The following is a 23,860-nucleotide window of genomic DNA, read 5'->3' on the forward strand; positions in this document are numbered from 1 at the left end:
GGCTTTTCCTCACCAACCAATAAGGAATCGCTATGCCGCCTCTTTCCCAATCCGTTCACGAAGAAATGTCCAAGCGCCTGAACGCGGCGCGTGAAGACCTGCTCGGCGCCGTCCGCGCGCGCACCACGGCCGACGAGGGCGACACGCCGCCGATCGGCCCGCTCGCGCATGAAGCGCAAGGCGACGACCGCAATACCGCCGAGATGATCGGCCACGACGAAGTCCACCTGGCCGAACACGATGCCAACACGCTGCACGAGATCGACGTCGCCCTCGGCAAGCTCGAGGCTGGCGGCGCCGGCATCTGCGAGTCGTGCGGCCGCGAGATCCCCGATGCACGCCTGCTGGCCACGCCGACGGTGCGCTCCTGCATCGAATGCCAGGACCGCATCGAGAAGGAAACCCATACCGGGCGCGGTCCGTCCATGTGAGTTACCAGCGTTGATGCTGTAGGGTGGGCGGCTACGCCGTCCACGCGTTCAACGCCGGCTCGCACCGCGATCGGCACGCATCATCCGCCGCGATCGTCATCCTGCAAGACACGATACGCCGGCCCCTCCAGATCGTCGAACTGCCCGCTCTCGGCCGCTCCAAAGAATACCCACAAGGCCACGCCCACCACCACCACGCTGAGCGGCACCAGCAAATACAAGGCTTCCATCGTCTAGTCCTTTCGCAAGCGCAGCGCATTGAGCACGACCACCGCCGAACTGGCCGCCATGCCGATCCCCGCCAGCCAGGGATTCAACAAACCCGTCGCCGCTGCCGGAATCGCCGCCACGTTGTAGACCGTGGCCCAGGTCAGGTTCTGGCGGATCACCGCCAGGGTGCGGCGCGCCGTGTCCAGCGTGTCGGCCAGCGGCGCCAGGCTGTCGCCCATCAGCACGCCGTCGGCATGCAGCTGCGCCAGTTCGGCCCCGCGGCCCATCGCGAACGAGACGTCGGCCCCGCGCAGCACCGCCGCATCGTTGATGCCGTCGCCGACCATCGCCACGATCGCCCCGTCCTGCTGCAGGCGCCGCACATAGGCCAGCTTTTCCTGCGGCAGCTTGCCGCCGATGGCGGTCGAGATGCCCAGGCGGGCCGCCACGGCCTGCGCCGCATGCTGCTCGTCGCCGCTGAGCAGGATCACGGTCTTGCCGCTGGCGCGGATACGGCGCACCACGTCGGCGGCGTCGGCCCGCAGGCCGTCGGCCAGGTCGAAGCGCGCCAGCCAGCCTTCGCTGTTGCCGAGCCAGACCGAGGTGGTGCCCACCGGCGCCGCGGCGCGCGCCACGCCGCCGGCCACGCCGGCGACCCAGGCGGCGCTGCCCAGGCGGTAGTAACGTCCATCGACCCAGCCCTCGACGCCCTGCCCGACCGTGAACTGCGTGCGTTCGGCGCGCGCGGCTTCGCCGGGCTGTGCAATGATCGCTTCGCGGATCCCCAGCGCCAGCGGATGCGGATTGTCGGCCTCCAGCGCGGCGGCGATGCGCAGGCAGTCGAAGCCGGCCAGGCTGCCCACCGACAGCGTCTGGCGCAGCACCGGGCGGCCATGGGTGAGCGTGCCGGTCTTGTCGAACACCACGTGGGTGGCGCGGTCGAAGGTTTCCAGCGTGTGCGGCTGCACCGACAGCACGCCGCGCCGGAGCAGCCGGTCAGTAGCGGCGGCCAGCGCGGTCGGCGTGGCTAGCGACAGCGCGCACGGGCACGACACCACCAGCACCGCGATCGCCACCTGCCAGGCCCGGGTCGGGTCCACCTGCAGCCAGGCGAAATAAGCCAGCACGGTCAGCACCAGCAAGCCGAGCACGAACCAGGCCGCCACCCGGTCGGCCCACAAGGCCAGCGCTGGTTTACCCTGCCCCGCGCGTTCGACCAGCCGCACCAGCATCGAAAGCAAGCTGTCGTTGGCGGTCGAGGTGACGCGCAATACGATGGCGTCGGCCGCATTGACCGCGCCGCCCGGCACCAGGTCGCCCACGCCGCGGCGCTGCGTACGACTCTCGCCGGTCAGGAGCGCCAGGTCCACGTCGGTGTCGCCTTCGACGATCATGCCGTCGGCCGGCGCCGCCTGGCCGGCGCGCACCAGCACCAGGTCGCCCACCCGCAGGCTGCTGGCCGTCACCAGTTCAGTGTCACGCAACTGCGGATCGCCGCGCAGGCGCAGCGCCGACGGCGGCAGGCCCTGCTGCAGGCGCTCGAGCGCGCCGGCCGCCTTGCGGCGCGCGCCCAGTTCGAGGTAGCGGCTGCCCAGCAGCAGGAACACGAACATGGTCACCGAATCGAAGTACACGTCGCCCTGCCCGGACATCAGCGCCTGCAGGCTGCCAGCGAAGGCGGCGCCGATCCCGAGCGCGACCGGAACGTCCATGCCCGGCATGCCGCGCCGCAGGTCGCGCCAGGCCCCGCTGAAGAAAGGCTGGGCCGAATACAGCACCGCCGGCAGGGTCAGGAAGAACGAGGCCCAGTGCATCAGCGCCGTCATCGTTGCATCCATCGTGCCCTCGTCGGCCATGTATACCGGCACCGCATACATCATCACCTGCATCATCGACAGGCCGGCCACGAACAGCTGGCGGAACAGCTTCTTGCGCGCGCGCTCGAGCTGCTCGCCGTGGCGCCGCGCATCGTAGGGATAGGCGGTGTAGCCGATCGCGCGAAGGGTGCGCAGGATGCTGCTCGGGCGGCAGCCGGACGGATCCCAGCGCACGAACAGGCGCTCGGTAGCCACGTTCAGGCTGACGTCCAGCACCCCGGGCAAATCCTGCAGGCGGCGCTCGATCAGCCACACGCAGGCGGCGCAGCGGATGCCCTCCACCGTGAAGCTGGCCGAGCCATCGAAATCACCGTCGTCGACCAGGTCGAGCTCGGGCGCATTGGCGGCCTCGAGGTCGGCCTGGGCGGCGTAGGCGGTGCGGGTCGCATAATAGTCGGCGAAGCCGCCGTCGACGATGGCCCGGGCCGCCGCCGCGCAGCCGGGACAGCACATGCGCTCCACCTTGCCGTCGATCGTGGCTTGCCAGGCGCTGTCGTGCGGCACCGGCAGGCCGCAGTGGAAGCACCCGGCGGGCTGCGTGCGCGCCGCGCTCGCTCCGGCCGCGTCGCGCACCGCTTCCTTGAGGACGGCGCTCATGTCGGACTCCCGAGGCACAGCTCGTGCATCCAGCCGGCCGGCAGCCCGCCGGCGGCGCGCGCCAGGCCGAGGATGCCGAAGGCCAGGATCGCCAGCCCGCAGCACAGGCGCACCGCCCGCCGCGCCATCAGGACGCGCAGCCGGCCGCCCGCCAGGCCGAGCGCGGCGAGCATCGGCAGCGTGCCCAGGCCGAACGCCAGCATCACGCCGGCGCCCCCCAGCGCCGAGCCGCTCAGCATGGCCGTCACCAGCACGCTGTACACCATCCCGCACGGCAGCCAGCCCCACAGGGCGCCGAGCGCGAACATGCGCCCGCCGCCAGCCCTGGCGCCGTTCACCTTCCGCAGCAGCGGGGCGAGATGGCGCCACAATGCCTGGCCGGCCCCCTCGACGCGGGCCAGGCCGCGCCAGGCGTCCATCAGGAACAGCCCCAGCGCCACCAGCATCAGGTTCGCGGCCCAGTAGAAGCCTACCTGCAGGGCCGGCATTGACGCCAGCGAGGCTGCGTTGCCGGCCAATCCCCCGGCCAGTGCGCCGGCCGTCATGTAGCTGGCGATGCGCCCTGCGTTATAGGCCCCGACCCAGGTCAGCGAGGCGCCTGCACTCGCGGTGCTGCTGCGCACCGGCACCGGGAAAGCCGGCTCCCGCATGGCCGGCGCACGCGGACGCGGCAGCGACAGCGCGCCGACGATTCCGCCGCACATGCCGGCGCAGTGCACGCTGCCGGCCAGGCCGACCAGAAACACGGGAAACAGGCTGACGCCGCTCATGGCTGGCCTTTTACACGGTTTGTGAATGGCGCGGGCCCTCGCCCGGCCGGGCAAGGTAGCGGTCGAACACCATGCACACGTTACGGATCAACAGGCGGCCCTTCATCGTGACGGTCAGCCACTCCGGCCCCACCTGCACCAGGCCGTCGTCCTGCATCCTGCGCAGCGCGGCCAGTTCGGTGGCGAAATGCTGGTCGAAAGCGATTGGGAAAGCCTGCTCGATGGCCGGGATCGACAGCTCGAACTGGCACATCAGCTTCTGGATGATCGCGCGCCGCAGCGCGTCGTCCATCGACAGGCGAATGCCGCGCTGTACCGGCAACTCGTTCTGGTCGATCAGGTCGTAGTATTCGTCGAGCGTCTTGACGTTCTGGCTGTAGGTGGCGCCCACCGCGCCGATGCTCGACACGCCGCACGCCACCAGGTCGGCGTCGGCATGGGTCGAGTAGCCCTGGAAGTTGCGGTGCAGGCGGCCCTGGCGCTGGGCCACGGCCAGGTCGTCGTCCGGCTTGGCGAAATGGTCCATGCCGATGTACACATAGCCGGCCGCGCCGAGGCGCTCGATGCACAGCTGGAGCATCCTGAGCTTGGTGTCGCTGTCCGGCATGTCCTCTTGCAGGATGCGCCGCTGCGGCTTGAACAGGTGCGGCATGTGGGCGTAGTGGTAGACCGAGATGCGGTCCGGGCTGGCCTTGATCACCTTGTCCAGGGTTTGCGTCATGCTGGCCAGGGTCTGCTTCGGCAGGCCGTAGATCAGGTCGATGCTCACCGAACGGAAACCCGCGGCGCGCGCGGCGTCGATGATCGCCACCGTCTCGGCCTCGGGCTGGACCCGGTTGACCGCCTTCTGCACGTCCGGGTCGAAATCCTGTACGCCCAGGCTGATCCGGTTGAAACCCTGGCGCCGCAGGCTGTGCACGCGTTCGGTCGAGACGGTGCGCGGGTCGACCTCGATCGAATATTCACCGCGCTCGTCTGGCGCGAAGCTGAAGCAGCGCCGCAGGTGATTCATCAGCTCGCCCATCTGCTCGTCCGACAGGTAAGTGGGGGTGCCGCCGCCGAAGTGCAGCTGCTCGACCTCGTTCATCCCGGCGAACAGCAAGCCCTGCATCTCGACCTCGCGCTTCAGGTAAGACAGGTAGGTCGCTGCCTTGTCGCGGCGCCTGGTGACGATCTTGTTGCAGGCGCAGTAGTAGCAGACGCTTTCGCAGAACGGGATGTGCAGGTACAGCGACAGCGGACGCTTGCCGCGGGTGCGCACGCTGGCCACCGCGTGCAGGTAGTCGCGGTAGCCGAATTCGGGGCTGAAGCGATCGGCGGTCGGGTAGGAAGTGTAACGGGGGCCGGACTTGCCGAGCCGGGCCAGCAGGTCGCCATCGAATTCGACGACCGGGTGGAGCACGATGGGGGACTGCGCGGGGACCGGCACGGGGGGCGCCGCTTGCACTTCTGCGAACATGACTGAGGTACTCCAGCTGCTGGCCACTTTGCGGAAATGCAAAGTGGCACGATTAGCTGTCAGTTTATTGATCTGCTTCACGCAAATCCTTGACATGCATCAAATATGGAAGAGTTGCGCTAGCCGCAGTGCTTGAACTTGAACACGGACAAAGCCAGCGACAGGCGCGCCGCTTCATCGGCCACGCTGCTAGAGGACACGGCCGATTCCTCGACCTGGGCGGCGTTCTGGCGCGTGATCGCGTCCAGCTCGCTCATGGCGGCATTGACGCCCAGGATGTCCTGGGCCTGTTCTCGGCTGGCGGCGGTGATCGCGCTCATGATGGCGGCCGCCTCGGCCACCTGGTCGACTACCGCGCGCATGGTCTGGCCGGCCTGGCCGACCAGTTCGGCGCCCTCTCCCACGTGGCCGCTGGAGACCTCGATCAGTCCCTTGATCTCCTTGGCGGCGCCGGCGGTGCGCTGGGCCAGGCTGCGCACCTCTCCGGCCACGACGGCGAAGCCGCGTCCCTGCTCGCCGGCCCTGGCCGCCTCCACCGCCGCATTCAGCGCCAGCAGATTGGTCTGGAAAGCGATGCCGTCGATCAGGCCGATGATGTCGCCGATGCGATTCGCCGAGCCGCTGATCCGGTCCATGGTCTGGCCGACCCGCTCGACCGCCTGGCCGCCCTGGCCGGCCACCGTGGTGGCGGCCAGCACCATGCCGTCGGCCTGCACCGCGCTGTCGGTATTGCGGCCGGCGGCGCGCGCGATATTGCCCAGGCTGCTCGCGGTCTGCTCCAGGCTGGCGGCCTGGGCTTCGGTACGGCTGGCCAGGTCGGCATTGCCGGCGGCGATCGCGCGGGTGGCGAGTTCGATCGAGCTGACGTTGTCGCGCACGTCGCCCATGATCGCCGTCAGGTTGATGTTCAGCTGGCGCAGCGCCAGCTGCAGGCGGCCGATCTCCCCGCCGCCGGGCGTCGGGACGGGGCGCGCCAGGTCGCCGCCGGCCAGCGCATGGACGGTCGAGACGGCATCCTGCAGGGGCCGCGCGATACTGCGGTTGAGCTCATACCAGACCGCCAGCGAGGCCAGCACGCCGGCGCCGGCGAGCACGCGCCAGACCGGGCCATCTGCGGCCGCCCCGAGCGCGGACAACAGCAGGGCCTGGCCCCCCATCATCCAGCCCAGGCGCTGGCGCAGCGGCAGCTCGCGCAGGGCGGCCAGGAGATTCAGGCGCCGGCGCCAGCCGGTGCGCACCACCTGGCCGCGCACGATGCCCAGGCCGCGGGCCCCGCCGGCGCGGATCTGGCGGTACAGCCGGTCGGCCTGCTCGATCTGCTGGCGGCTGGGCGCGGTGCGCACCGACATATAGCCGGTCACGCGGCCGCGCTCCTGGATCGGCACCACGTTCGCCACCACCCAGTAGAAGTCGCCGTTCTTGCGGCGATTCTTGACCAGGCCGGTCCAGGGTTCGCCCGCCTGCAGGGTCGCCCACAAGTCGGCAAAGGCTTCGGGCGGCATGTCGGGGTGGCGCACCATATTGTGGGCCTTGCCCAGCAGTTCGCCTTCGCTGAACCCGCTGACGTCGACGAAGCTGGGGTTGACGTAGGTGATGCGGCCCTTGGTATCGGTCTTCGAGACGATCGACTGTCCCGGCTGCATGACGTATTCGGTTCCGGTGACTGGCTGGTTATTGCGCACTGTGCTCGCTCCTTATTGCTTTTGAGAAATAAAGTTTCTTGCATTCTAACCACGAGCAAATGCGAAAAATATGACCTGCATCAAAAATGCGATGGTCCACCGTGCTATGTAACCAAGAGAATCTTGATTTGCTTCAATGTCTTGCTTTCACGGTAAACTTGTGGGATGGACAATCTCACTCACTCCCTGGTGGGCCTGGCGCTGGGCGAACTCGCCGACCGCGCCCTGCCGGCCCATCCCGATCCTCATAAAGCGCGCACGCGCCGCCGCGTCCTGCTCGCCACCGGCGCGCTGGCCAGCAATTTCCCCGACCTGGACCTGGTGCTCACGCCCTTGCTGGCGCCGCCGCTCGGCTATCTGCTGCACCATCGCGGCCATACCCACACGCTGCTGTATGCCCTGCCCCAGATCGCGCTGCTGCTCGGCCTGATGTGGCTGTTGTGGCCGGGCGCGCGGAGCCTGATGCGCGACGACCGCACGGCGCGCCGCGCGGTGCTGGCCACCGCCGCGCTCGGGATGGTGCTGCACCTGTCGCTCGACTTCCTGAACGTGTATGGCGTGCACCCCTTCCACCCGCTCGACTCGCGCTGGCTGTACGGCGACATGGTGTTCATCATCGAGCCGGTGTTCTGGACCGCGCTCGGGGTCGCGCTGGCCTTGCTGGCGCCGAACCGGGTGCTGCGCTGGCTGTTCGCGGCCCTGATCCTGGCCGCGCCGGTGCTGTTTACCTATATGGGCTTCCTGCAGTGGGGTTCGCTGGCTGGCCTGCTGATGGTGGCGGCTGTCGTCGCCGTGATGGCGCGCCGTGGCGGGTCGGCCGGCCTGGTCACCGCGATCGTGGCCTGCCTCGGCTTCATCGCGGTGCAGGGCGTGGCCGGCCACCTGGCGCGCGAGCAGATCCGGTCGGCGCTCGCCCAGCTCGAGCCGGGCAGCCGCATCCTCGACATGCCGTTGTCGGCCTTCCCCTCGAATCCCCTGTGCTGGTCGTTCGCGACCATCACCGACAACGGCGGCGCCGGCAGCTATGCGGTGCGCATCGGCGCACTGAGCCTGGCGCCAGGCGTGAGCGACGTCGCCGCCTGCCCGGCGCGCTTCGGCGGCGAGCCGGGCGCCGTGCAGCGCACGCTGTCGTGGAAATACAAGGAAGACCGCAGCCTGGCTGGGCTGCGCGCGCTGCAGCAGGATAACTGCCACTTCGACGGCTGGCTGCGCTTCGCGCGCGTGCCCTCGCTGATCGACGGCAAGGCGACCGATATCCGCTTCAGCGCGCCCGGGGTCGATAATTTCTCGACCCTGCCCTACGCCGACATGGCGGACCGGCCGTGCCCGGCGCCGGTGCCGCAATGGGAGCGGCCGCGCCAGGACTTGCTCGATTAGTGCAGCGACGGCGCCTGGAGCATGACGAGCGCCGCGTCGAGCGCGCGCTCGCCATCGGCGGCGAGATCGAAGCTGCCCGGATTGAGCAGCCAGTCACCGAGCAGCCCGGCCACGATGCCGTGCAACAGGCGCGCGCCAAGTTCGGTGTCCAGCGTTTTGGGCAACTGGCCCTTGTCGATCGCCGCCCGCAGCACCCGCTGCAGCGACTGGCGCGAACGCTCGACCGAGGCCCGATGGCGCAGCAACAGGCTGCCGGCCGGGTCGAGCAATTCCTCGCGGTTCGACGGCGCTGAAAAAACGTCGGCCGCACCGTCGTGCGACGCCGCTTCGGCCAGCACCGCCAGGCAGGCTTCGCGGAAGTGGCCCAGCGGATCGTCGCCGCACCAGGCGTCGATGCCGGCGTCGATCAATTCGGCCGGCAGCGGCGTGGCCTTGCAGACCGCGTCGAACAGGCATTCCTTGCCGGCGAAATGCCAGTAGACGGCGCCGCGCGTCACGCCGGCGGCGTTCGCCACGTCTTCCAGGGTCACGTCCTTCCAGCTGCGCTTGTCGAATACGGCGATAGCCGCTTCCAGGATGCGGCGGCGCGTCTCCAGCGCCTCTTCTTTTGTTTTACGAACCATGTCTCTCTATCTTGGCGCCAGGCCGCCCATCCAGCTCACACCAGCGAAGGAAACAATCCCTTCATGAAGTGGAAGATGGTGGCCTTGACGGTGTCCGGATCGAAGCCGGGATCGCGGACCGCGGCGATCGCGAGTCCGTTCATGAAATACAGCAGCGCCAGCGAGTTCACCCGCACCTGGTCTTCGGGCACGCCGCCCCCGCCTTCCGAGCGCGGGGTCGCCAGCCAGCGTTCCAGGTCTTCGCGCACGGCGCGGTCGGACTGCGCGACCGCCTCGGCCAGCGAGGCGCTGCGGGTCGCCTCGGCGCTGGTCTCGGCGAACAGGGCCACGTTCATCTCGCGCGGGTCGGCGTTGCGCCAATGCGTATAGGTTTCGTACATCGCCTGCGGCACGTCCAAGCCGCTGTGATAGAGCTCGCGAATGCCGGCCCGGTTCTCTTCGAGCTGGCGCTCGATGATCGCCAGGATGATGTCGTGCTTGCCCGGGTAGTAGCGGTAGATCAGTCCCGGGCTCATCTCGGCCTCGGCCGCGATCAGCGCCATGCCGGCGGCATGGAAACCATGCTCGATGAAAGCTTTTTCGGCCGCATTCAGGATCCGGTCCTTTTGGGCCTGCGCCCGGTCGCTCGTCCGCGTCGACTGCATTCGCGTGCTCTCCTGCTCCATATTGCTAACTGCCTTCCATCCGTTCGTTCCAGCCGCCGCCCAGTACCCGATACAGCCTGATCCGGTTGTCCTGCTCGGCCAGCTGGGCGGCGATCAGGCCCTGCTGTGCCGAATACAGGGTGCGCTGGGCGTCGAGCAGGACCAGGTAACTGTCGAGGCCACGATCATAACGCTCTTTCGACAGTCGGTGGGTGCGCTCGGCTGCATCCAGGAGCGCCTGGCTGGCCGCCCGGCGCGCGTCCAGCGTGCGGGTCAGGGCCAGCGCGTCCGCCACATCGCGGAAACCGGCCTGGATCGATTTCTCGTAGCGCGCCAGCGCGATGTCGCGATCCGCTGTGGCCATCCCCAGCTGCGCCGTCAGGCGTCCGCCCTGGAAGATCGGGATGTTCACGGTGGGGGTGAAGCTCCAGAAGCGCGTGCCCGACTCGAACAGGCCATCGAGCTCGCCGCTGGCCGAGCCGTACAGGCCGGTCAGGCTGATCGACGGGAAGAAGGCGGCGCGCGCGGCGCCGATATTGGCATTGGCCGCGCGCAGCAGGTGTTCGGCCTGGCGCACATCGGGGCGGCGCAGCAGCACGTTCGAGGCCAGCCCGACCGGCAACGGTGAGAGGCCCGACACGCCGAGGTCGAAGCCGTCCGGCAGCAAGGTGTCTTCGACCGGCGCGCCGGCCAGCAAGGCCAGCGCATGGCGGCCGGTGGCCACCAGGCCCGCGAACTGGGCAGCGTCGGCGCGCGCCGTCTCCACCGTGGTGCGCGCCTGTTCGACGTCGAGGCCGGACACCGCGCCGATCGCCTGGCGTTTTTTGATCAACTCGAACAGCGCGACCTGGTCCTCGAGGGTGGCCTGGGCCGCCCGCTGCGACGCGACGTCTGCCGCCAGGGTCAGGTAGACGCTGGCAATCTCGCCGACCAGGCTGATCTGCACGGCGCGGCGCGCTTCCTCCTGGGCGAAATACTGCTGCAGTGCGGCGTCGGACAGGTTGCGCACGCGTCCGAACAGGTCCAGCTCGAAGGCCGAGATCCCGACACCGGCGGTATAGACGTCCGGGGTCGCGCCGGTGGCCGCCGCCGACCCGCCATAGCGCTGCCCGCTGACGCTGATGCCCACCGACGGCAGGCGATCGGCGCGCTGCAGCTGGTACTGGGCGCGGGTGCGTTCCACGTTCAGCGCCGCTTCGCGCAGGTCGCGGTTGTTTTCCAGGGCAGTGGCGATGATCCGCACCAGCCTGGGATCGGCGAAAAAGTCGCGCCAGCCGATGCTGTCGGCCGGCGCCGCATCCGCAGCGGCCGTGGGTGCCTCCGGCCAGGCGAACGGGATGTTCGCCTGCGCCTGCGGCAACTCGGGCTGCAGCATGCCGCAGCCACCCAGCGCCAGGGACAGCGCCAGCATGATCGGTGAGAGATTAAGCTTGCTCATGTTGCACGGCTCCGGTGGCTGGTTGGGGATCGACCGCTTTCTTGCGCTTGAACAGGCGCTGGACCACGACATAGAACAGCGGGATGAAGAACACGCCCAGCATGGTGCCGACCAGCATGCCGCCCACCACGCCGGTGCCGATCGCACGCTGCGCGCCGGCGCCTGCGCCCGAGGCCAGCGCCAGCGGCAGCACGCCCAGGCCGAAGGCCAGCGAGGTCATGATGATCGGACGCAGGCGGTCGCGCACGGCGTGCATCGTCGCTTCCACTAGCTCCATGCCCTTTTCCACGTTTTCCTTGGCGAATTCCACGATCAGGATCGCGTTCTTGCTGGTCAGGCCCACGGTGGTGAGCATCGCGACCTGGAAGTAGACGTCGCGGTTCATGCCCAGCAGGGTATTGGCCAGCACCGTGCCCAGGATGCCCAGCGGCGCCACCAGCAGCACCGCGGTCGGCACGCTCCAGCTCTCGTACAGCGCGGCCAGGCACAGGAACACGACCAGCAGCGACAAGGTGTACAGCATCGTGGTCTGGTCGCCGGCCTGGCGTTCCTGGTACGACAGCGCGGTCCACTCGACGTTGAAGCCGGGCGGAAGCTCGCGCGCCAGGCGCTCGATCTCTTCCATCGCCGCGCCCGAGCTCACGCCGGGACGGCCTTCTCCCTGGATTTCCATCGCCGGCACGCCGTCGTAGCGCTCCAGGCGCTGGGGGCCATAGTCCCAGCGGGTGCTGGCGAAGGCCGAGAACGGCACCATCTCGCCATTGCCGGCGCGGACGGTCCAGCGCTTGAAGTCTTCCGGCGTCATGCGGAATTGCGCATCGGCCTGCACGTAGACGCGCTTGACCCGGCCGCGGTCGACGAAGTCGTCGATGTATTGGCCGCCCCAGGCGGTCGACAGGGTCGAGTTGATGTCGGCGATCTGCACGCCCAGCGCGGACGCCTTCTTCTTGTCGACGATCACGCGCAGCTGCGGCGTGTCTTCCTGGCCATTGGGACGCACGTTGGTCAAGAGGTCGCTCTTCGCCGCCGCCCCCAGCAACTGGTTGCGCGCCGCGAGCAGCGCCTCGTGACCCTGCTGGGCGTTATCCTGCAGGAAGAAGCTGAAACCGGCCGCCACGCCCAGCTCGGGAACGGCCGGCGGGGCGAAGGCGAAGATCAGCGAATCCTGGATCCCGGCGAAGGCGCCCATGGCGCGGCCGGCGATCGCGTCGATGCTCATCTCGGCATCCTTGCGCAGGCCCCAATCCTTGAGGCGGATGAAGGCCAGGCCGTTCGACTGGCCGGCGCCGGCGAAGCTGAAGCCCTGCACCGTGAACACCGTTTCGACGCTGTCCTTTTCCTCGTTCATGAAGTGGTGCTCGAGCTTGCGGATCGATTCCATCGTGCGCATCTGGGTGGCGCCGACCGGAGCCTGCACCATCGCCAGCAGCACGCCCTGGTCCTCGGGCGGCAGGAAGGAGCTCGGCATACGCACGAACAGCACGCCCATCACCGCAGCCAGCAGGGCGAAGATGGCGAGGAAGCGACCGCTTCGATTCAGGATGCCCTTCACGCCGCGCTGGTAGCGCGCGCTGCCGGCGTCGAACTTGCGGTTGAACCAGCCGAAGAATCCCTTCTTGGGACCGTGGTGGCCCTTCTCGACCGGCTTGAGCATGGTGGCGCACAGGGCCGGGGTGAGCACGATCGCGACCAGCACCGACAGCGCCATGGCCGACACGATGGTGGCCGTGAACTGGCGATAGATGATGCCGGTGGAGCCGGTCATGAAGGCCATCGGCACGAACACCGCCGACAGCACCATGCCGATGCCGACCAGGGCGCCGGTGATCTGGTCCATCGACTTGCGCGCCGCCTCCTTCGGGCTCAGGCCCTCCTCGGACATGATGCGCTCGACGTTCTCGACCACCACGATGGCGTCGTCGACCAGCAGGCCGATCGCCAGCACCATCGCGAACATGGTCAGCATATTGACCGAGAAGCCCATCGCGGCCAGCAGGCCGAAGGTGCCCAGCAACACCACCGGCACCGCGATGGTCGGGATCAGGGTGGCGCGGAAGTTCTGCAGGAACAGGTACATCACCAGGAACACCAGCACGATCGCTTCGATCAGCGTCTTGACCACGCCCTCGATCGACACTTTCACAAATGGCGTGGTGTCGAACGCCACCACCGCCTTCAGTCCCGGCGGGAAGAATTGCGACAGGCGCTCGACTTCGGCGTTCACGCCCTCGGCCGCGTCCAGCGCATTGGCGCCGGTGGCCAGCGAGAGCGCGAGGCCGGTGGCGGCCTTGCCGTTCAGGTGAGTCATGAACTCATAGGTTTCGGCGCCCATCTCGACCCGCGCGACGTCGCCCAGCAACAGGGCCGAGCCGTCCGGATTGCTGCGCACGACGATCTCGCGGAACTGTTCCGGCGTCTGCAGCCGGTCCTGGGCCTGGATCGTGGCGTTGAGCTGCTGGAACTCGACCACCGGCGCCCCGCCCAGCTGGCCCACCGCGACCTGGGCGTTCTGGGCCTGGATCGCGGCCACCACGTCGGTGGTGGCCAGGTTGAAGGTTTCGAGCTTGGCCGGGTCGAGCCAGATCCGCATCGCGTACTTGCCGCCCCAGACCTGCAGGTTGCCGATGCCCGGCACGCGGCTCAGCGGGTCGACCAGGGTCGCCGACACGTAGTCGGCGATGTCGTCGCGGCTCATGCTGCCGTCTTCCGACACGAAGGCCAGCACCTGCAGGAAGCCGGAAGCCGCCTTGCTGACGTTGACGCCCTGGCGCTGCACTTCCTGCGGCAGCAACGGCATGGCCAGCTGCAGCTTGTTCTGCACCTGGACCTGCGCGGTGTCGGGATCGGTCTCGTTCGAGAACGTCAAGGTCAGGCTGCCCTGGCCGTTGGCCGAGCTGTTGGACGACATGTACAGCAGGCCGTCCAGCCCCTTCATGTTCTGCTCGATGATCTGGGTCACCGAGTCCTCGACCACCTTGGCCGAGGCGCCCGGATAGGTGGCCTGGATCTCGACCGTCGGCGGCGCGATGGTCGGGTACATCGACACCGGCAGGTTGACCATGGCGAGGCCGCCGGCCAGCATGATGATGATCGCGATGACCCAGGCGAAGATGGGCCGATCGATGAAATAACGTGCCATCTGATTCTTCCCTTACGACTTCGCCGGCTGCGCGGCAGCGGCGCTGGCGGCGGCAGCGGGCTTGCTGCCCGCCTCGGTCGGCGCCACGGTCGCCCCGGGGCCGATCTTCTGCAGGCCCTCGACCACGACGCGCTCGCCGGCGTTCAGGCCCTTATCGACCAGCCAGCGGTTGCCGATGGCGCGGTTCACTTCCAGCTGGCGCTGCACGATCTTGTTGTCCTTGCCGACCACCATGGCCGACACATTGCCTTTCGGGTCGCGCGCCACGCCCTGCTGCGGCACCAGCACCGCGGCGCTGCGCACGCCATTGCCCACCAGCGCCCGCACGTACATGCCCGGCAGCAGGACGCCGTCCGGGTTCGGCACCGTCACCCGCAGGGTATAGCTGCCGGTGGTCGGGTCGACCGTGATGTCGGCGAAGGCCAGCTTGCCTTCGCGCGCATACGCGGTGCCATCCTCGAGCAGGATCCTGACCGGCAGGTCGCTCGCCTGTTTCAGGGTGCCCGCTTCCATCTCGCGGCGCAGCTCGAGCAGTTCGCTGCTGGACTGGGTCACGTCGACGTACATCGGATCGAGCCGCTGCACCAGGGCCAGCGGCTGCTGCTGGCTGGCGGTGACCAGCGCGCCCTGGGTCACGCTCGAGCGCCCGATATTGCCGCTGATCGGCGAGACGATGCGGGCATAGCCGAGCAGCACCTCAGCGCGCTGGAGCGCCGCCTTCGCCGCCTGGGCGTCGGCGCGGGCCTGGGCCAGCGCCGCTTGCGCGTTCTCGTCGTCCTGGCGGCTGACGGCGTCGATCTGGACCAGTTCGCCCGAGCGGCGCGCGCTCAGCTCGGCCTGGCGCAGGGTCGCCTCGGCGCGTGCCAGCGCGGCGCGGGCGCTGGCCGCGTCGGCCGCGTACTCGAGGTCGGCCAGCTGGTACAGCGGCTGGCCGGCCTTCACCATACCACCCTCCTCGAACAGGCGTCCCTTGACGATGCCGCTCACCTGCGGCCGCACTTCCGCGATCAGCGACGGCGTGGCGCGTCCGGCCAGTTCGCGCGTCAGGGTGACGTCCTCGGCCTTCAGGGTGACGACGGTGACGGCTTGCGGCGGCGGGGCCTGGTTCACTTGCTGCTCGTCGGCGCCGGACTTGCCGCAGCCGGACAAGAGAGCCGAACCGAGCAGGGCTGAACCAAGGAGCAGGGACGCATGGGCGCGCCTGGCGGGAGGATGTAAGGATGGCATTGAACTACCTCTGAGAGACGACCGGAAAGTCGGCGGATGAAAAAGTGAATGAACGTTTACTCTTATTTAGAATAAACGATCATTCTCTTTCTTGCAAGCAGGTTAACGTGGTCGGCGCTGCAAATCCGTCATATGCCCTCAGGCAGAGCGGGCATTTACATGCGCTGACGTATGATCGAAAGGCCTGATCGAATGCGAAGCGCCCCGACCGGAAAGGAAGATTGATGACCACCGAACTCACCCTGCTGGCCTGGACCCTGGTGCTGGCCCTGGTCCAGATCCTGCTGCCGTCCACCCTGCGCACCCAGGAGACGGGCGCGAAGTACAACGTCAGCGCGCGCGACGGCGCCGCGCCGCCGCCACGCCCGGTGACGGCGCGCCTGCAGCGGGCCCAGGCCAATCTGTTCGAGACCCTGCCGCTGTTCGCGGCGGCGGTGCTGATCGCCCACGTCTCGGGCACGCACGGCACGCTGACCCTGTGGGGCAGCTGGCTCTACCTGCTGGCGCGCATCGTCTACGTGCCGCTGTACGCGGCCGGCATCCCGGTGCTGCGCACGCTGGTCTGGATGGTGTCGATGGCCGGACTGGTGCTGATTTTGTTTGCGCTGCTGGCGGGCTAGCCGGCCTGTGCGCCATTGGCGACGGCCAGCCGCAGCTGTTCCAGCGTGGCCTCGTCCGGCTCGGCCGTGACCGGCAACCCGCGCGCCTTCTGGAAATCGATCACGGCCATCTCGGTGCCCGGACCAAGGATGCCGTCGATGCCGCGCGGCCGGTAGCCGAGATAGGTCAGCCAGGCCTGCGCCATGCGCACCGTGATGCTCGGCGTTCCCTTGAGCTCGTACAGGTCGTGGAAGTGCTCGAGCCGGCGGTCGTAGCCATGCCTGGCATAGGCCGCGCCGTTGTAGAAGAAGGCCACGCAAGACCATTTCTTTTGCGCGAAAGCCTGGCGCAAGGGGGGATTGGCGCTGATGAAGCGCTGCGCCGCCGCCGGCTGTTCGTCTTCGCCCTCGCGAAAGCGCGCCACCATCTCCTCGGTGCTCGGATAACCGAGATGGGTCGCGTGGTAGCCCATGACCTGCCCGAGTCCCCACGAGGCGCTGTCGAACGCGGCCTGGCGGTCCAGCCGCATGGCCCGCTCCAGGCGTCCGTACTCGGCGCCGCCGCCGAGGTGGCCGCCGACCGTCGGTGCGCTGATGTCGGCATGCGCATCGTACCTGCCGCCGGTGCGGCGGAGGAACACGTGGCGTTCGAACAGGATCTTCGGCCGCCGGTCCGGCAGGAAGCCGAAGCCGCTGGTCTCCACCGTGATCAGGGCCCACAGCGACTCGGCGTCGGCCTCGAGCGACTGCTTCGCCCGCTCGAACCCGGCGCTCGACAGCGGCGCGGCGGCACCTTGGAAAGGCGTCATGATCGTCTCCCTGGACACTAGGCCAGCGCCAGCTGCAAGGGCCGGGCGTCATCGTCGGCGTCCACGATGAGCGTCTGCGCACCGTGGACCTCGCGCCCGGCGCGCCGGCCGTGCGCCTCGACCCGGTATGGCCGCCCGGGCGCGAGAGCGAGTTCCACGCAGCCGTCGCCCGGGACGCCCACCCGCATGCCATCCACGCTCAGGGCCGCCGACCCTGCTTCCAGGTCGTCGTCGACACACAGGCGGATGTGCACCGGCTCGACGGACGAAACATCCCCCGACTGGAGACCCAGGCGCAGGGGCGGGACGCCGGCGTCACCCACGCCTGGCGCCAGGGTTGCCAGCGCCAGTGCGCCACCCTGGCCGGCAAGCGGGGCCGGCGCCGCGGCCGGACTGTGCGGTGGCGCGTTCCGGGGGGGGAGACCGTTGGCGACGCCACGGATCATCAGGAGGATGGTTTCCGAGCCGAAGCCGGCCAGGAAGGCGAGCGCCACGGCGCCGGCCTGGCTCGCGGGGTCGAGCACCTGGTAGGCCGTGATCGCGATCAGCGGGGCCGACGCGAACTGCATGATCTGGAACACCAGCTCCTCTCGCCCCTGGCGCGCATCGATCGCCGGTTCGGCCTCGGTTCCCACGAATCCCCGTTCGGAGCGCTTCTGGATCTCGGGCACGCGCCGCGACAGGCTGACGGCCCCGCCGAACAGGGCCACGATCACGAAGGGCAACGGCACCACCAGGCCGCCCGTGATGTCGACCCGGTTGCCCGGCGAGCCGAGCAGGCATGCCTCGGGCGAGCTCGACGTACAAGGCAGTTCGGACTGGGCGCGCAGGGCGCCGCCGATGTTGACGAGCCATTGGTTATGGGCGGGCCGGGGAACCGTCGCGGTGTCGGCCGCGCTCGCAGCAGCGGACGGGCGGCCCTCCTCCACCTGCGCACCCGTCCTGGGGACGGGCCGCCCCTCCGGATCGCAGCGCAGCTGGGCCGCCGCGTCGGCATCCGCGACGCAACCGGACACGATGCCGAGCGGCTCGCTGCCAAGCGCCTGGCTCTTCACGAAGGGTGGAGTCATCAGGACCGCGAAGGAAGCGATCACGAAGAAATAGGCGAACCTGACCTGTTCGCGGCGCCGCGCCAGCGGATCGCCGGTGAAGGCGTGGATGAACCAGCCGGCGGCGCAGGTAATGGTGGCCAGCAGCAAGAGCTTATAGGCGTGAGGCGCGGGAGATTCGCGCACCGCGGCGCCATCGGCGGCGCCGGTAAGGAGCGCAACGAGATGCGGCTCGACGAGGTAGGCGATGGCCGTAGCCAGACACAGCAGCAGGAGCAGGACGGAAAAAGCGCGGCTCCGGTTTCCTCTGTACATCATCGCCTCCGCGGACCACCCGTGCTTCTTAGGATCGCCCGAACCCGATTTGGTTCGCCCGCCGCGCCTGGCCCGGCCTGGCCGGCGCCGATGCCGCACCCAGTCGCCGCCCAGTAGATCCCGCCATACAGGTGATGCAGGAAGACCGGATCGCGATAGGTCGCCGCCATATGGCCCATCGCGGTGTAGAAGGCGCGGCCACCGTCATAGTACTGGTACCAGCTGATCGGGTGGAAGGCGCCCATGCCGTTCTTTCAAACTTACGCAAAGCTAACCGTAGTTAACTTTCCTGTTGAATTCCTGCTTCACCGGAGATGGTTTCACCTGACAATGTACATGCCAGGCCAGCGCCTTCTCCTCCACAGGCAGGGACGGTGGAACTCACCGCCAACAGCTTCACCGGCAACCAGATGCAGCCGCCGATAGTTGTAAGAGGGCCGAGACAAGAGATAGTTCCCGAAATTGTCTCGTCAACAGAAGTTTCTGTTCGCGAGCAGCGGGTCACGAGCAGCGGGGTCACGAGCAGCGCGGTCAGGTCTGACATTAGCAGCGGGGTCAGCAGCGGGGTCAGGTCTGACATTTAGACACGGCCTCGACAACAAACGTGCTTAAAGGCTGAGCTCGTGTCCGAAAGTCAGACCTGACCCTCGCTTTTCTCGTTGAACTGGGCGGCCTGGGCCTGGGATGCGAAGGCGAGCGTGCAGGCGAGCACGAAAGTGACAAGCGGACAGATCATCGGCGTAGGCAGTCATGGTGGCGAGGCGGTCAACGCTAATCCTTCACTTCTTGCTTGTCAACAAAACCATTCCAGCACAGGACGCCGCGATATTTCACCCCAGTTTGATCGCGATCAACCGTGCGCCTGACATGCTCCCTTGCGCGGCGTATAGTGAAACGCCGTGCGCCACGTTCCAGTCTCGCGTTCGAACGGAGTGATCACCATGCTCAAGACCATACTCGTCCATGTCGACGGCGGCCCCTGCCAGGAAAGCCGCCTGCGCGCTGCCGCGCTGCTCGCCGGCGCACACGGCGCCCACCTGGTCGGCAGCGCCGCCACCGGGCTGTCGATGACCAGTTATGCGGTGCTCAACGGCTCGATGGCCATGCCGGTCTCCAACCGCGAATTCCAGGACTTGCGCGACGCCGTCACGGTCGTGCTCGACGATTTCGTGGCCCAGGCCGAGCGCCTCGGCATCCACGGCGCCGAGCCGCGCATGGTCGAGGACGCCGACCGCGACGGCCTGCTGTTGCAGGCGCGCTATGCGGATCTGGTCGTGGTCAGCCAGGATAATGGCCGGGGCGCCCACCGCGCCACCACCGAACGCGGCCTGCCCCAATACCTCGCCCTGCATGGCGCCCGTCCGGTGCTGGTGGTCCCCGACAGCTACCACGGCAAGCCGATCCCCGGCGACGCGCTGGTCGGCTGGGACGGCAGCATGCCGGCCCAGCGCGCGATCAACGCTGCCCTGCCCCTGCTGGCCCAGGCCGGCACCGTGCACCTGGCGCTGGTCAACCCCGACCTGCAATCCGGCCTGCACGGCGACGAACCCGGGGCCGACATGGCGCACTACCTGGCGCGCCACGGTCTGAAGGTCGACGTCGCCGTCGCGCATACCCGCGCCACCGAGGGCGAGGCCCTGATGGACATGGCGCGCGACTGCCACGCCGGGCTGATGGTCACCGGCGCCTTCGGCCACAGCCGCTACCGCGAATGGATCCTCGGCGGCGTCACGCGCGACGTGCTCGACCACGCGCCGGCGCCGCTTCTCATCGCCCATTGAATCCCGACCCTACTTGCCACTATTTCCGCCATGACTTTTCACCACTATCCAGGAGGCAGCGCCGGCGCCATCGGCGCCGCGATCCGCCATGCCCGCCGCCACCTGTGCGCCCGCCTGGCCGACACGGCCGACAGCACCTGCACGCCGGATGACCGCTTCGTGCACGCCTTCCCGGCCGTCGTCACCGCCGTCGAGGTCGGGTTCCGCCACGAGGAACTGGTGATGGAATCGCTCGACTACGAACGCCTGCACGAGCACCGCGCCGAAAACGCCACCATCCTTGCCGCCCTGCACCGCGCCATGCCACTGGTCGAGGATGGCGACGTCACGCTCGGCCGCCAGTTGGTGGCGGCGCTGCTCGACCTGCTGTCGCTGCACCGGATCAGCACCGACCTGGCGCTGGCCACGGCGCCGCATGCGCCGACCGGCCGCCCCGGCGGGCGGGTGCCGCGCATCCTGCTGCATGGCGCCGGGCACGCGGGCTGGCGCTCGCGCCACCATTGAAGGTCATTTCAGGCCCGCGCGCTGGCGCCGGATCACCTTGCCCGACACCATGAACGTGCCATCTCCCTTGTAGTGCAGGGTCTCGGGATGGCGCGGCCGCGCGGCGACGCGCGCCGCCACCACTTCCCAGATGAAGAAATCGTAGCGCCCGACCAGGCTGTCGTCGTGCAGCCGGCATTCGAACTGGGCGTGACACTCGCGGATCGACGGCGCCGCCACCTGCTCGCTGGCCTCCGGCGTGAGGCCGAAGGCCGCGAACTTGTCGATCTCGGCGCCGGTGGTCGAGCCGACGCCCAGCACCGCCTCGAGCTGGCGCGTCGTCGGCAGGTTGATCACGCATTCGCCGCTGGCGCGGATCAGGCCGTGGCTGTGGTTGGCGGACGAGATCACGCAACCGATCAGCGACGGACTGAATTCCATCACCGTGTGCCACCCCATCACCATCACATCCCGTTCGCCGGCGTGGCATGAGGTCACCAGCACCACCGGTCCCGGTTCCAGGTAACGCCGCACCTCGTGCAGCGGCAGGTCGTGCTTGCGTGCCATCCTTCCTCCCGTCGTGAGCCAGTCCCTATTATGGTCCTGCCCGCAAGCGTCCGCCGTACGCCTGCAGCGGTCGCACGCGACAGCAGAAAAATTCTAGCGAAGGCAAGCCCCGGGGGCGGACAATGCGACGGGATACGACCCGACCCGCCACCACCAGATACGAGGCTTGCCATGGATTCCGGCCCACCCGCCACCACCAGGATCGCCTTCCTCGACTTCGAACTGCTGCTCGCCGAGCGCCTGCTGCTGCGCGCCGGCCGTCCGCTGCCGATCGGCGCGCGCGCCTACGATCTGCTGGTGCTGCTGGCCTCCCGACCCGGCGACATCTTGAGCAACCGCGCGCTGATGGCCGGGGTGTGGCCGCACCGGGTGGTGGTCGAGGCGAACCTGCGGGTGCAGATCGCGGCACTGCGCAAGCTGCTGGGCGACGCCGGCAGCGCGATCGTGAACGTGGCCGGGCGCGGCTACGCCTTCACCGCGCTGCCAGCTCCGCAGCTTGCCCCCGATGCTCAGGCTCCGGCCGGCGCCACCGCTTCCTGCAGCGCCTCGATGGTCGCCGGTTTGGTCAGGTGCACGTCGAAGCCGGCCGCCAGCGCGCGCGCGACGTCGGCCTGCTGGCCGTATCCGGTCAGCGCCACCAGCCGCAGCGCGGCGCCGGCGGCCGATGCGCCCGCAGCCGGGACGCCCGCAGCCGGTATGCCCGCAGCCGGTATGCCCGCATCGGCGCGCAAGGCCGCGGCCAGCGCGTAGCCATCCATGTCGGGCAGGCCGATGTCGAGGATCGCCACCTCGGGCGGCTCGGCCAGGGCCAGCGCGCGCGCCTGGGCCGCGCTGTGGGCGACCCGCACCGCATGGCCCAGGTGGCGCAGCAGCAGCGCGCTGGCCGCGGCCGCATCTTCGTTGTCGTCGACCAGCAGGATGCGGCGTCCCTCCGCCGCCGGCGCCAGCGGGCCCGGCTCGCTGGCCGCGCTCGGCGCGCCGAGCGGCAGGATCACCTCGAAGCGGCTGCCGGCGCCCGGCCCGTCACTATAGGCCGCCACCCGGCCGCCATGCAGCTGGGCGATCTCGCGCACGATCGCCAGGCCGAGCCCGAGGCCGCCGGTGCGCCGCGCCAGCGGCTGCGGCGCCTGGTAGAACGGCTCGAACACGCGCGCCAGCAGTTCAGGCGCCATGCCGGCGCCGTTGTCGCTCACGCCCAGCACCGCCTCGCCGGCGACGACCGCCAGGCTGACGCGGGTGTCGCTGCTGCCGAAGCGGGCCGCGTTCGACAGCAGGTTGCCCAGCACCTGCGCCAGGCGGGTCTCGTCGCCGATGACCCAGACCTCCGGGGGCGCCTCCAGGGCGACGGGTTCTCCCGGCAGGGCCGCTACCGCGTGGCGCGCCAGTTCGGCCAGGTTCAGCGGACGGGTCTCGATCGCCAGCTTGCCGGAGGCGATGCGCGATACGTCCAGCAGGTCGTCGACCAGGCGCCGCAGGTGGGTCACCTGGCGCCGCATGACGGCGCGCTCGCGCTGGCTGCCTGGTTCGTTGCGCAGGTCCATCAGGTCGAGCGAGGTCAGGATCGGGCTGAGCGGATTGCGCAGCTCGTGGCCCAGCATGGCCAGGAAGGCGTCCTTGGCCTGCCCGGCCTGGCGCGCTTGGGCCAGCGCTTCCTCGAGCGACGCCAGCAGGCGCGAACGCTCCTCTTCCTGCGCGGCGCGCCGGCTGGCCGCGGCCTCCAGTGCCTGGCCCATCTCGCGGATTTCCTTGATCCGCGACGGCGCCACCCGCACCTTGCGCGCGCTGCCCAGGGCGGCGGCGCCGGCCTGCACGCTCTCGATCCGGCGCACGATGCGGCCGGAGAGCCAGGAGGCCAGCGCAATGCAGGCGCTCAGCACCACCCAGGCGCCCAGCACGTAGACCGCGAAGCGCTGGAAGAAGGCGACCCCGAAGCCGGCGCTGGGCGCGCCCACTGCCACCACCCAGCCATAGCGCGGCGAGGTGGTGTAGGCGCTGATCACCTGGTCGCCCTCGAGCGTGCTGGTGGCGCCCACACCTTCCGGCCCACCGCTGCGCATCAGTGCCGCCAGCGAGGCGCTGGGCGCGCCGACCACGGTGTGCTCCTGGTCGCGCGAGCGCGCCACCAGCGCGCCGCCGCCATCCATCACGGCGATCACGGAATCGGCGGGAATCCTCTGGCGCGCGATCACGTCCAGGAAGCGGTCCGGCTGGACCACGGCGGTCAGCACCCAGGGCTGTCCATCCGGTCCGGTGATCGGGATCCGCACCGGCACCGCCGGGCGTCCGCCCTGCCCGCGCGCGACGCGGCCGGCCATCGGGCGGCGCTCCTCCATCGCCTGGTGCAGGCTGTCCGGGTCGGCGACGCGCGCTGGCGGCGCCCCGTACGGGGCCATGGTGCGAAACAGGGGCTGGCCGTCGGCGTCGCTGAGCACCACCCCCAGCCAGTCGGCGCGCGACAGGCGGCTGGCGGTCTCGTGGAAGGCGCGCAGGTCGCCGCTCGCGAGCTGGGGACTCTTGGCGATGCCGCTCAGGGCGGCCACGGTGGCGTCCAGCTCGGCGTCGACGGCGCTCGACAGCGCGCGCGCATGGCCGACCATCATCCTTTCCTGCTCCTGCTCCAGGTACAGGCCGGCGCCGTGGATGGTCCAGACGCCCAGCAGGACGAGCGGCAGCAGGCCGATCGCGGTCAGCAGGATCAGGAGGTGTCGAAGGGACAGGACGGGTCCGGCAACGGCGCGCATGGGAATTCCAGAAGGGAAACATCCATTATAGGATGAGCCGGC

At 69.1% G+C, this 23,860-nt stretch carries 21 protein-coding genes and 1 pseudogene; 6 read left to right on the plus strand and 16 right to left on the minus strand.

Annotated features, from left to right (window positions below; all coding sequences use genetic code 11):
* Nucleotides 1-32 precede the first annotated feature (32 nt).
* Nucleotides 33-431 carry a TraR/DksA family transcriptional regulator gene (locus tag J3U95_RS08535; protein WP_208278175.1) on the plus strand — a complete coding sequence of 133 codons (399 nt, stop codon included), beginning with the start codon at nucleotides 33-35 and terminating at the stop codon, nucleotides 429-431.
* An 80-nt stretch (nucleotides 432-511) separates the two neighbouring features.
* On the opposite strand, the gene ccoS is transcribed toward J3U95_RS08535, so the two are convergent.
* From ccoS to J3U95_RS08560, 5 genes are all read right to left on the minus strand, one after another.
* Nucleotides 512-661, minus strand: a complete 150-nt coding sequence (gene ccoS, locus J3U95_RS08540) for a cbb3-type cytochrome oxidase assembly protein CcoS (protein ID WP_208278176.1) — start codon at nucleotides 659-661, stop codon at nucleotides 512-514.
* Nucleotides 662-664: 3 nt separating this feature from the next.
* The gene (locus J3U95_RS08545; protein ID WP_208278177.1) at nucleotides 665-3,115 is read right to left on the minus strand and encodes a heavy metal translocating P-type ATPase; all 2,451 of its coding nucleotides are present in this window, start codon (nucleotides 3,113-3,115) and stop codon (nucleotides 665-667) included.
* The gene (locus J3U95_RS08550; protein ID WP_208278178.1) at nucleotides 3,112-3,885 is read right to left on the minus strand and encodes a sulfite exporter TauE/SafE family protein; all 774 of its coding nucleotides are present in this window, start codon (nucleotides 3,883-3,885) and stop codon (nucleotides 3,112-3,114) included. The genes J3U95_RS08545 and J3U95_RS08550 overlap by 4 nt, the downstream gene beginning before the upstream one ends.
* A gap of 10 nt (nucleotides 3,886-3,895) precedes the next feature.
* Entirely contained in the window at nucleotides 3,896-5,344 is a 1,449-nt protein-coding gene (gene hemN / locus J3U95_RS08555; protein WP_208278179.1) for an oxygen-independent coproporphyrinogen III oxidase, read from the minus strand.
* A gap of 119 nt (nucleotides 5,345-5,463) precedes the next feature.
* The gene (locus J3U95_RS08560) at nucleotides 5,464-7,026 is read right to left on the minus strand and encodes a methyl-accepting chemotaxis protein (protein WP_208278180.1); all 1,563 of its coding nucleotides are present in this window, start codon (nucleotides 7,024-7,026) and stop codon (nucleotides 5,464-5,466) included.
* A gap of 165 nt (nucleotides 7,027-7,191) precedes the next feature.
* Here J3U95_RS08560 and J3U95_RS08565 point away from each other — a divergent pair, with 165 nt between their 5' ends.
* Nucleotides 7,192-8,403 carry a metal-dependent hydrolase gene (locus J3U95_RS08565; RefSeq protein WP_208278181.1) on the plus strand — a complete coding sequence of 404 codons (1,212 nt, stop codon included), beginning with the start codon at nucleotides 7,192-7,194 and terminating at the stop codon, nucleotides 8,401-8,403.
* On the opposite strand, the gene J3U95_RS08570 is transcribed toward J3U95_RS08565, so the two are convergent.
* Genes J3U95_RS08570 through J3U95_RS08590 form a run of 5 tightly spaced genes read right to left on the minus strand, consistent with a single transcriptional unit; the run spans nucleotide 8,400 to nucleotide 15,474 of the window.
* Entirely contained in the window at nucleotides 8,400-9,026 is a 627-nt protein-coding gene (locus tag J3U95_RS08570; protein WP_208278183.1) for a TetR family transcriptional regulator, read from the minus strand. The genes J3U95_RS08565 and J3U95_RS08570 overlap by 4 nt on opposite strands.
* A 35-nt stretch (nucleotides 9,027-9,061) precedes the next feature.
* Nucleotides 9,062-9,670, minus strand: a complete 609-nt coding sequence (locus J3U95_RS08575) for a TetR/AcrR family transcriptional regulator (protein WP_208278184.1) — start codon at nucleotides 9,668-9,670, stop codon at nucleotides 9,062-9,064.
* Between the two features lie 25 nt (nucleotides 9,671-9,695).
* The gene (locus J3U95_RS08580) at nucleotides 9,696-11,108 is read right to left on the minus strand and encodes an efflux transporter outer membrane subunit (protein WP_208278185.1); all 1,413 of its coding nucleotides are present in this window, start codon (nucleotides 11,106-11,108) and stop codon (nucleotides 9,696-9,698) included.
* Entirely contained in the window at nucleotides 11,095-14,247 is a 3,153-nt protein-coding gene (locus tag J3U95_RS08585) for an efflux RND transporter permease subunit (protein WP_208278186.1), read from the minus strand. Before J3U95_RS08585 ends, J3U95_RS08580 begins: the two co-directional genes overlap by 14 nt.
* Before the next feature lie 12 nt (nucleotides 14,248-14,259).
* Nucleotides 14,260-15,474, minus strand: coding sequence for an efflux RND transporter periplasmic adaptor subunit (locus tag J3U95_RS08590; protein ID WP_208278187.1), 1,215 nt, complete (start codon nucleotides 15,472-15,474; stop codon nucleotides 14,260-14,262).
* A gap of 224 nt (nucleotides 15,475-15,698) precedes the next feature.
* Here J3U95_RS08590 and J3U95_RS08595 point away from each other — a divergent pair, with 224 nt between their 5' ends.
* Nucleotides 15,699-16,094: an MAPEG family protein gene (locus J3U95_RS08595; protein ID WP_208278188.1), complete on the plus strand. Its 396-nt coding sequence runs from the start codon at nucleotides 15,699-15,701 to the stop codon at nucleotides 16,092-16,094.
* On the opposite strand, the gene J3U95_RS08600 is transcribed toward J3U95_RS08595, so the two are convergent.
* From J3U95_RS08600 to J3U95_RS08615, 4 genes are all read right to left on the minus strand, one after another.
* Nucleotides 16,091-16,882: an N-acetylmuramidase domain-containing protein gene (locus J3U95_RS08600; protein WP_208278189.1), complete on the minus strand. Its 792-nt coding sequence runs from the start codon at nucleotides 16,880-16,882 to the stop codon at nucleotides 16,091-16,093. The two genes, J3U95_RS08595 and J3U95_RS08600, sit on opposite strands and share 4 nt — an antisense overlap.
* A gap of 17 nt (nucleotides 16,883-16,899) precedes the next feature.
* Nucleotides 16,900-18,117, minus strand: a complete 1,218-nt coding sequence (locus J3U95_RS08605; protein ID WP_208278190.1) for a hypothetical protein — start codon at nucleotides 18,115-18,117, stop codon at nucleotides 16,900-16,902.
* 128 nt (nucleotides 18,118-18,245) lie between these two features.
* A complete protein-coding gene (locus J3U95_RS08610) occupies nucleotides 18,246-18,491 on the minus strand; it encodes a ThuA domain-containing protein (RefSeq protein ID WP_208278191.1) in 246 nt (81 codons plus the stop codon).
* 35 nt (nucleotides 18,492-18,526) lie between these two features.
* On the minus strand, nucleotides 18,527-18,826 hold the full coding sequence (locus tag J3U95_RS08615; protein ID WP_208278193.1) for a hypothetical protein: 300 nt from the start codon (nucleotides 18,824-18,826) through the stop codon (nucleotides 18,527-18,529).
* A 361-nt stretch (nucleotides 18,827-19,187) separates the two neighbouring features.
* Here J3U95_RS08615 and J3U95_RS08620 point away from each other — a divergent pair, with 361 nt between their 5' ends.
* Nucleotides 19,188-20,027 carry a universal stress protein gene (locus tag J3U95_RS08620; RefSeq protein ID WP_208278194.1) on the plus strand — a complete coding sequence of 280 codons (840 nt, stop codon included), beginning with the start codon at nucleotides 19,188-19,190 and terminating at the stop codon, nucleotides 20,025-20,027.
* Nucleotides 20,028-20,057: 30 nt separating this feature from the next.
* Nucleotides 20,058-20,531 (plus strand): hemerythrin domain-containing protein, encoded by a 474-nt coding sequence (locus J3U95_RS08625; protein ID WP_208278195.1) that lies wholly within the window; start codon nucleotides 20,058-20,060, stop codon nucleotides 20,529-20,531.
* Nucleotides 20,532-20,534: 3 nt separating this feature from the next.
* Here J3U95_RS08625 and J3U95_RS08630 read toward each other — a convergent pair whose 3' ends face one another.
* Nucleotides 20,535-21,077 carry a flavin reductase family protein gene (locus tag J3U95_RS08630; protein WP_208278196.1) on the minus strand — a complete coding sequence of 181 codons (543 nt, stop codon included), beginning with the start codon at nucleotides 21,075-21,077 and terminating at the stop codon, nucleotides 20,535-20,537.
* A 171-nt stretch (nucleotides 21,078-21,248) separates the two neighbouring features.
* Here J3U95_RS08630 and J3U95_RS28295 point away from each other — a divergent pair.
* Nucleotides 21,249-21,539, plus strand: a pseudogene (locus J3U95_RS28295) (winged helix-turn-helix domain-containing protein); the annotation flags it as partial.
* Nucleotides 21,540-21,586: 47 nt separating this feature from the next.
* Here the strand turns inward: J3U95_RS28295 and J3U95_RS08635 are convergent.
* Nucleotides 21,587-23,818, minus strand: a complete 2,232-nt coding sequence (locus tag J3U95_RS08635) for a hybrid sensor histidine kinase/response regulator (protein WP_208278198.1) — start codon at nucleotides 23,816-23,818, stop codon at nucleotides 21,587-21,589.
* Between the last annotated feature and the right edge of the window lie 42 nt (nucleotides 23,819-23,860).

Source organism: Massilia oculi (assembly GCF_017582745.1).
GTDB classification, from domain to species: Bacteria; Pseudomonadota; Gammaproteobacteria; order Burkholderiales; family Burkholderiaceae_D; genus Telluria; species Telluria oculi_A.

Bases quoted from the DNA above. Each gene is read 5' to 3' on its own strand.
- J3U95_RS08535 (WP_208278175.1), top strand. From the start codon at position 33: ATGCCGCCTCTTTCCCAATCCGTTCACGAAGAAATGTCCAAGCGCCTG.
- ccoS (WP_208278176.1), bottom strand. From the start codon at position 661: ATGGAAGCCTTGTATTTGCTGGTGCCGCTCAGCGTGGTGGTGGTGGGC.
- J3U95_RS08545 (WP_208278177.1), bottom strand. From the start codon at position 3,115: ATGAGCGCCGTCCTCAAGGAAGCGGTGCGCGACGCGGCCGGAGCGAGC.
- J3U95_RS08550 (WP_208278178.1), bottom strand. From the start codon at position 3,885: ATGAGCGGCGTCAGCCTGTTTCCCGTGTTTCTGGTCGGCCTGGCCGGC.
- hemN (WP_208278179.1), bottom strand. From the start codon at position 5,344: ATGTTCGCAGAAGTGCAAGCGGCGCCCCCCGTGCCGGTCCCCGCGCAG.
- J3U95_RS08565 (WP_208278181.1), top strand. From the start codon at position 7,192: ATGGACAATCTCACTCACTCCCTGGTGGGCCTGGCGCTGGGCGAACTC.
- J3U95_RS08570 (WP_208278183.1), bottom strand. From the start codon at position 9,026: ATGGTTCGTAAAACAAAAGAAGAGGCGCTGGAGACGCGCCGCCGCATC.
- J3U95_RS08575 (WP_208278184.1), bottom strand. From the start codon at position 9,670: ATGCAGTCGACGCGGACGAGCGACCGGGCGCAGGCCCAAAAGGACCGG.
- J3U95_RS08580 (WP_208278185.1), bottom strand. From the start codon at position 11,108: ATGAGCAAGCTTAATCTCTCACCGATCATGCTGGCGCTGTCCCTGGCG.
- J3U95_RS08585 (WP_208278186.1), bottom strand. From the start codon at position 14,247: ATGGCACGTTATTTCATCGATCGGCCCATCTTCGCCTGGGTCATCGCG.
- J3U95_RS08590 (WP_208278187.1), bottom strand. From the start codon at position 15,474: ATGCCATCCTTACATCCTCCCGCCAGGCGCGCCCATGCGTCCCTGCTC.
- J3U95_RS08595 (WP_208278188.1), top strand. From the start codon at position 15,699: ATGACCACCGAACTCACCCTGCTGGCCTGGACCCTGGTGCTGGCCCTG.
- J3U95_RS08600 (WP_208278189.1), bottom strand. From the start codon at position 16,882: ATGACGCCTTTCCAAGGTGCCGCCGCGCCGCTGTCGAGCGCCGGGTTC.
- J3U95_RS08610 (WP_208278191.1), bottom strand. From the start codon at position 18,491: ATGGGCGCCTTCCACCCGATCAGCTGGTACCAGTACTATGACGGTGGC.
- J3U95_RS08615 (WP_208278193.1), bottom strand. From the start codon at position 18,826: ATGTCAGACCTGACCCCGCTGCTGACCCCGCTGCTAATGTCAGACCTG.
- J3U95_RS08620 (WP_208278194.1), top strand. From the start codon at position 19,188: ATGCTCAAGACCATACTCGTCCATGTCGACGGCGGCCCCTGCCAGGAA.
- J3U95_RS08625 (WP_208278195.1), top strand. From the start codon at position 20,058: ATGACTTTTCACCACTATCCAGGAGGCAGCGCCGGCGCCATCGGCGCC.
- J3U95_RS08630 (WP_208278196.1), bottom strand. From the start codon at position 21,077: ATGGCACGCAAGCACGACCTGCCGCTGCACGAGGTGCGGCGTTACCTG.
- J3U95_RS08635 (WP_208278198.1), bottom strand. From the start codon at position 23,818: ATGCGCGCCGTTGCCGGACCCGTCCTGTCCCTTCGACACCTCCTGATC.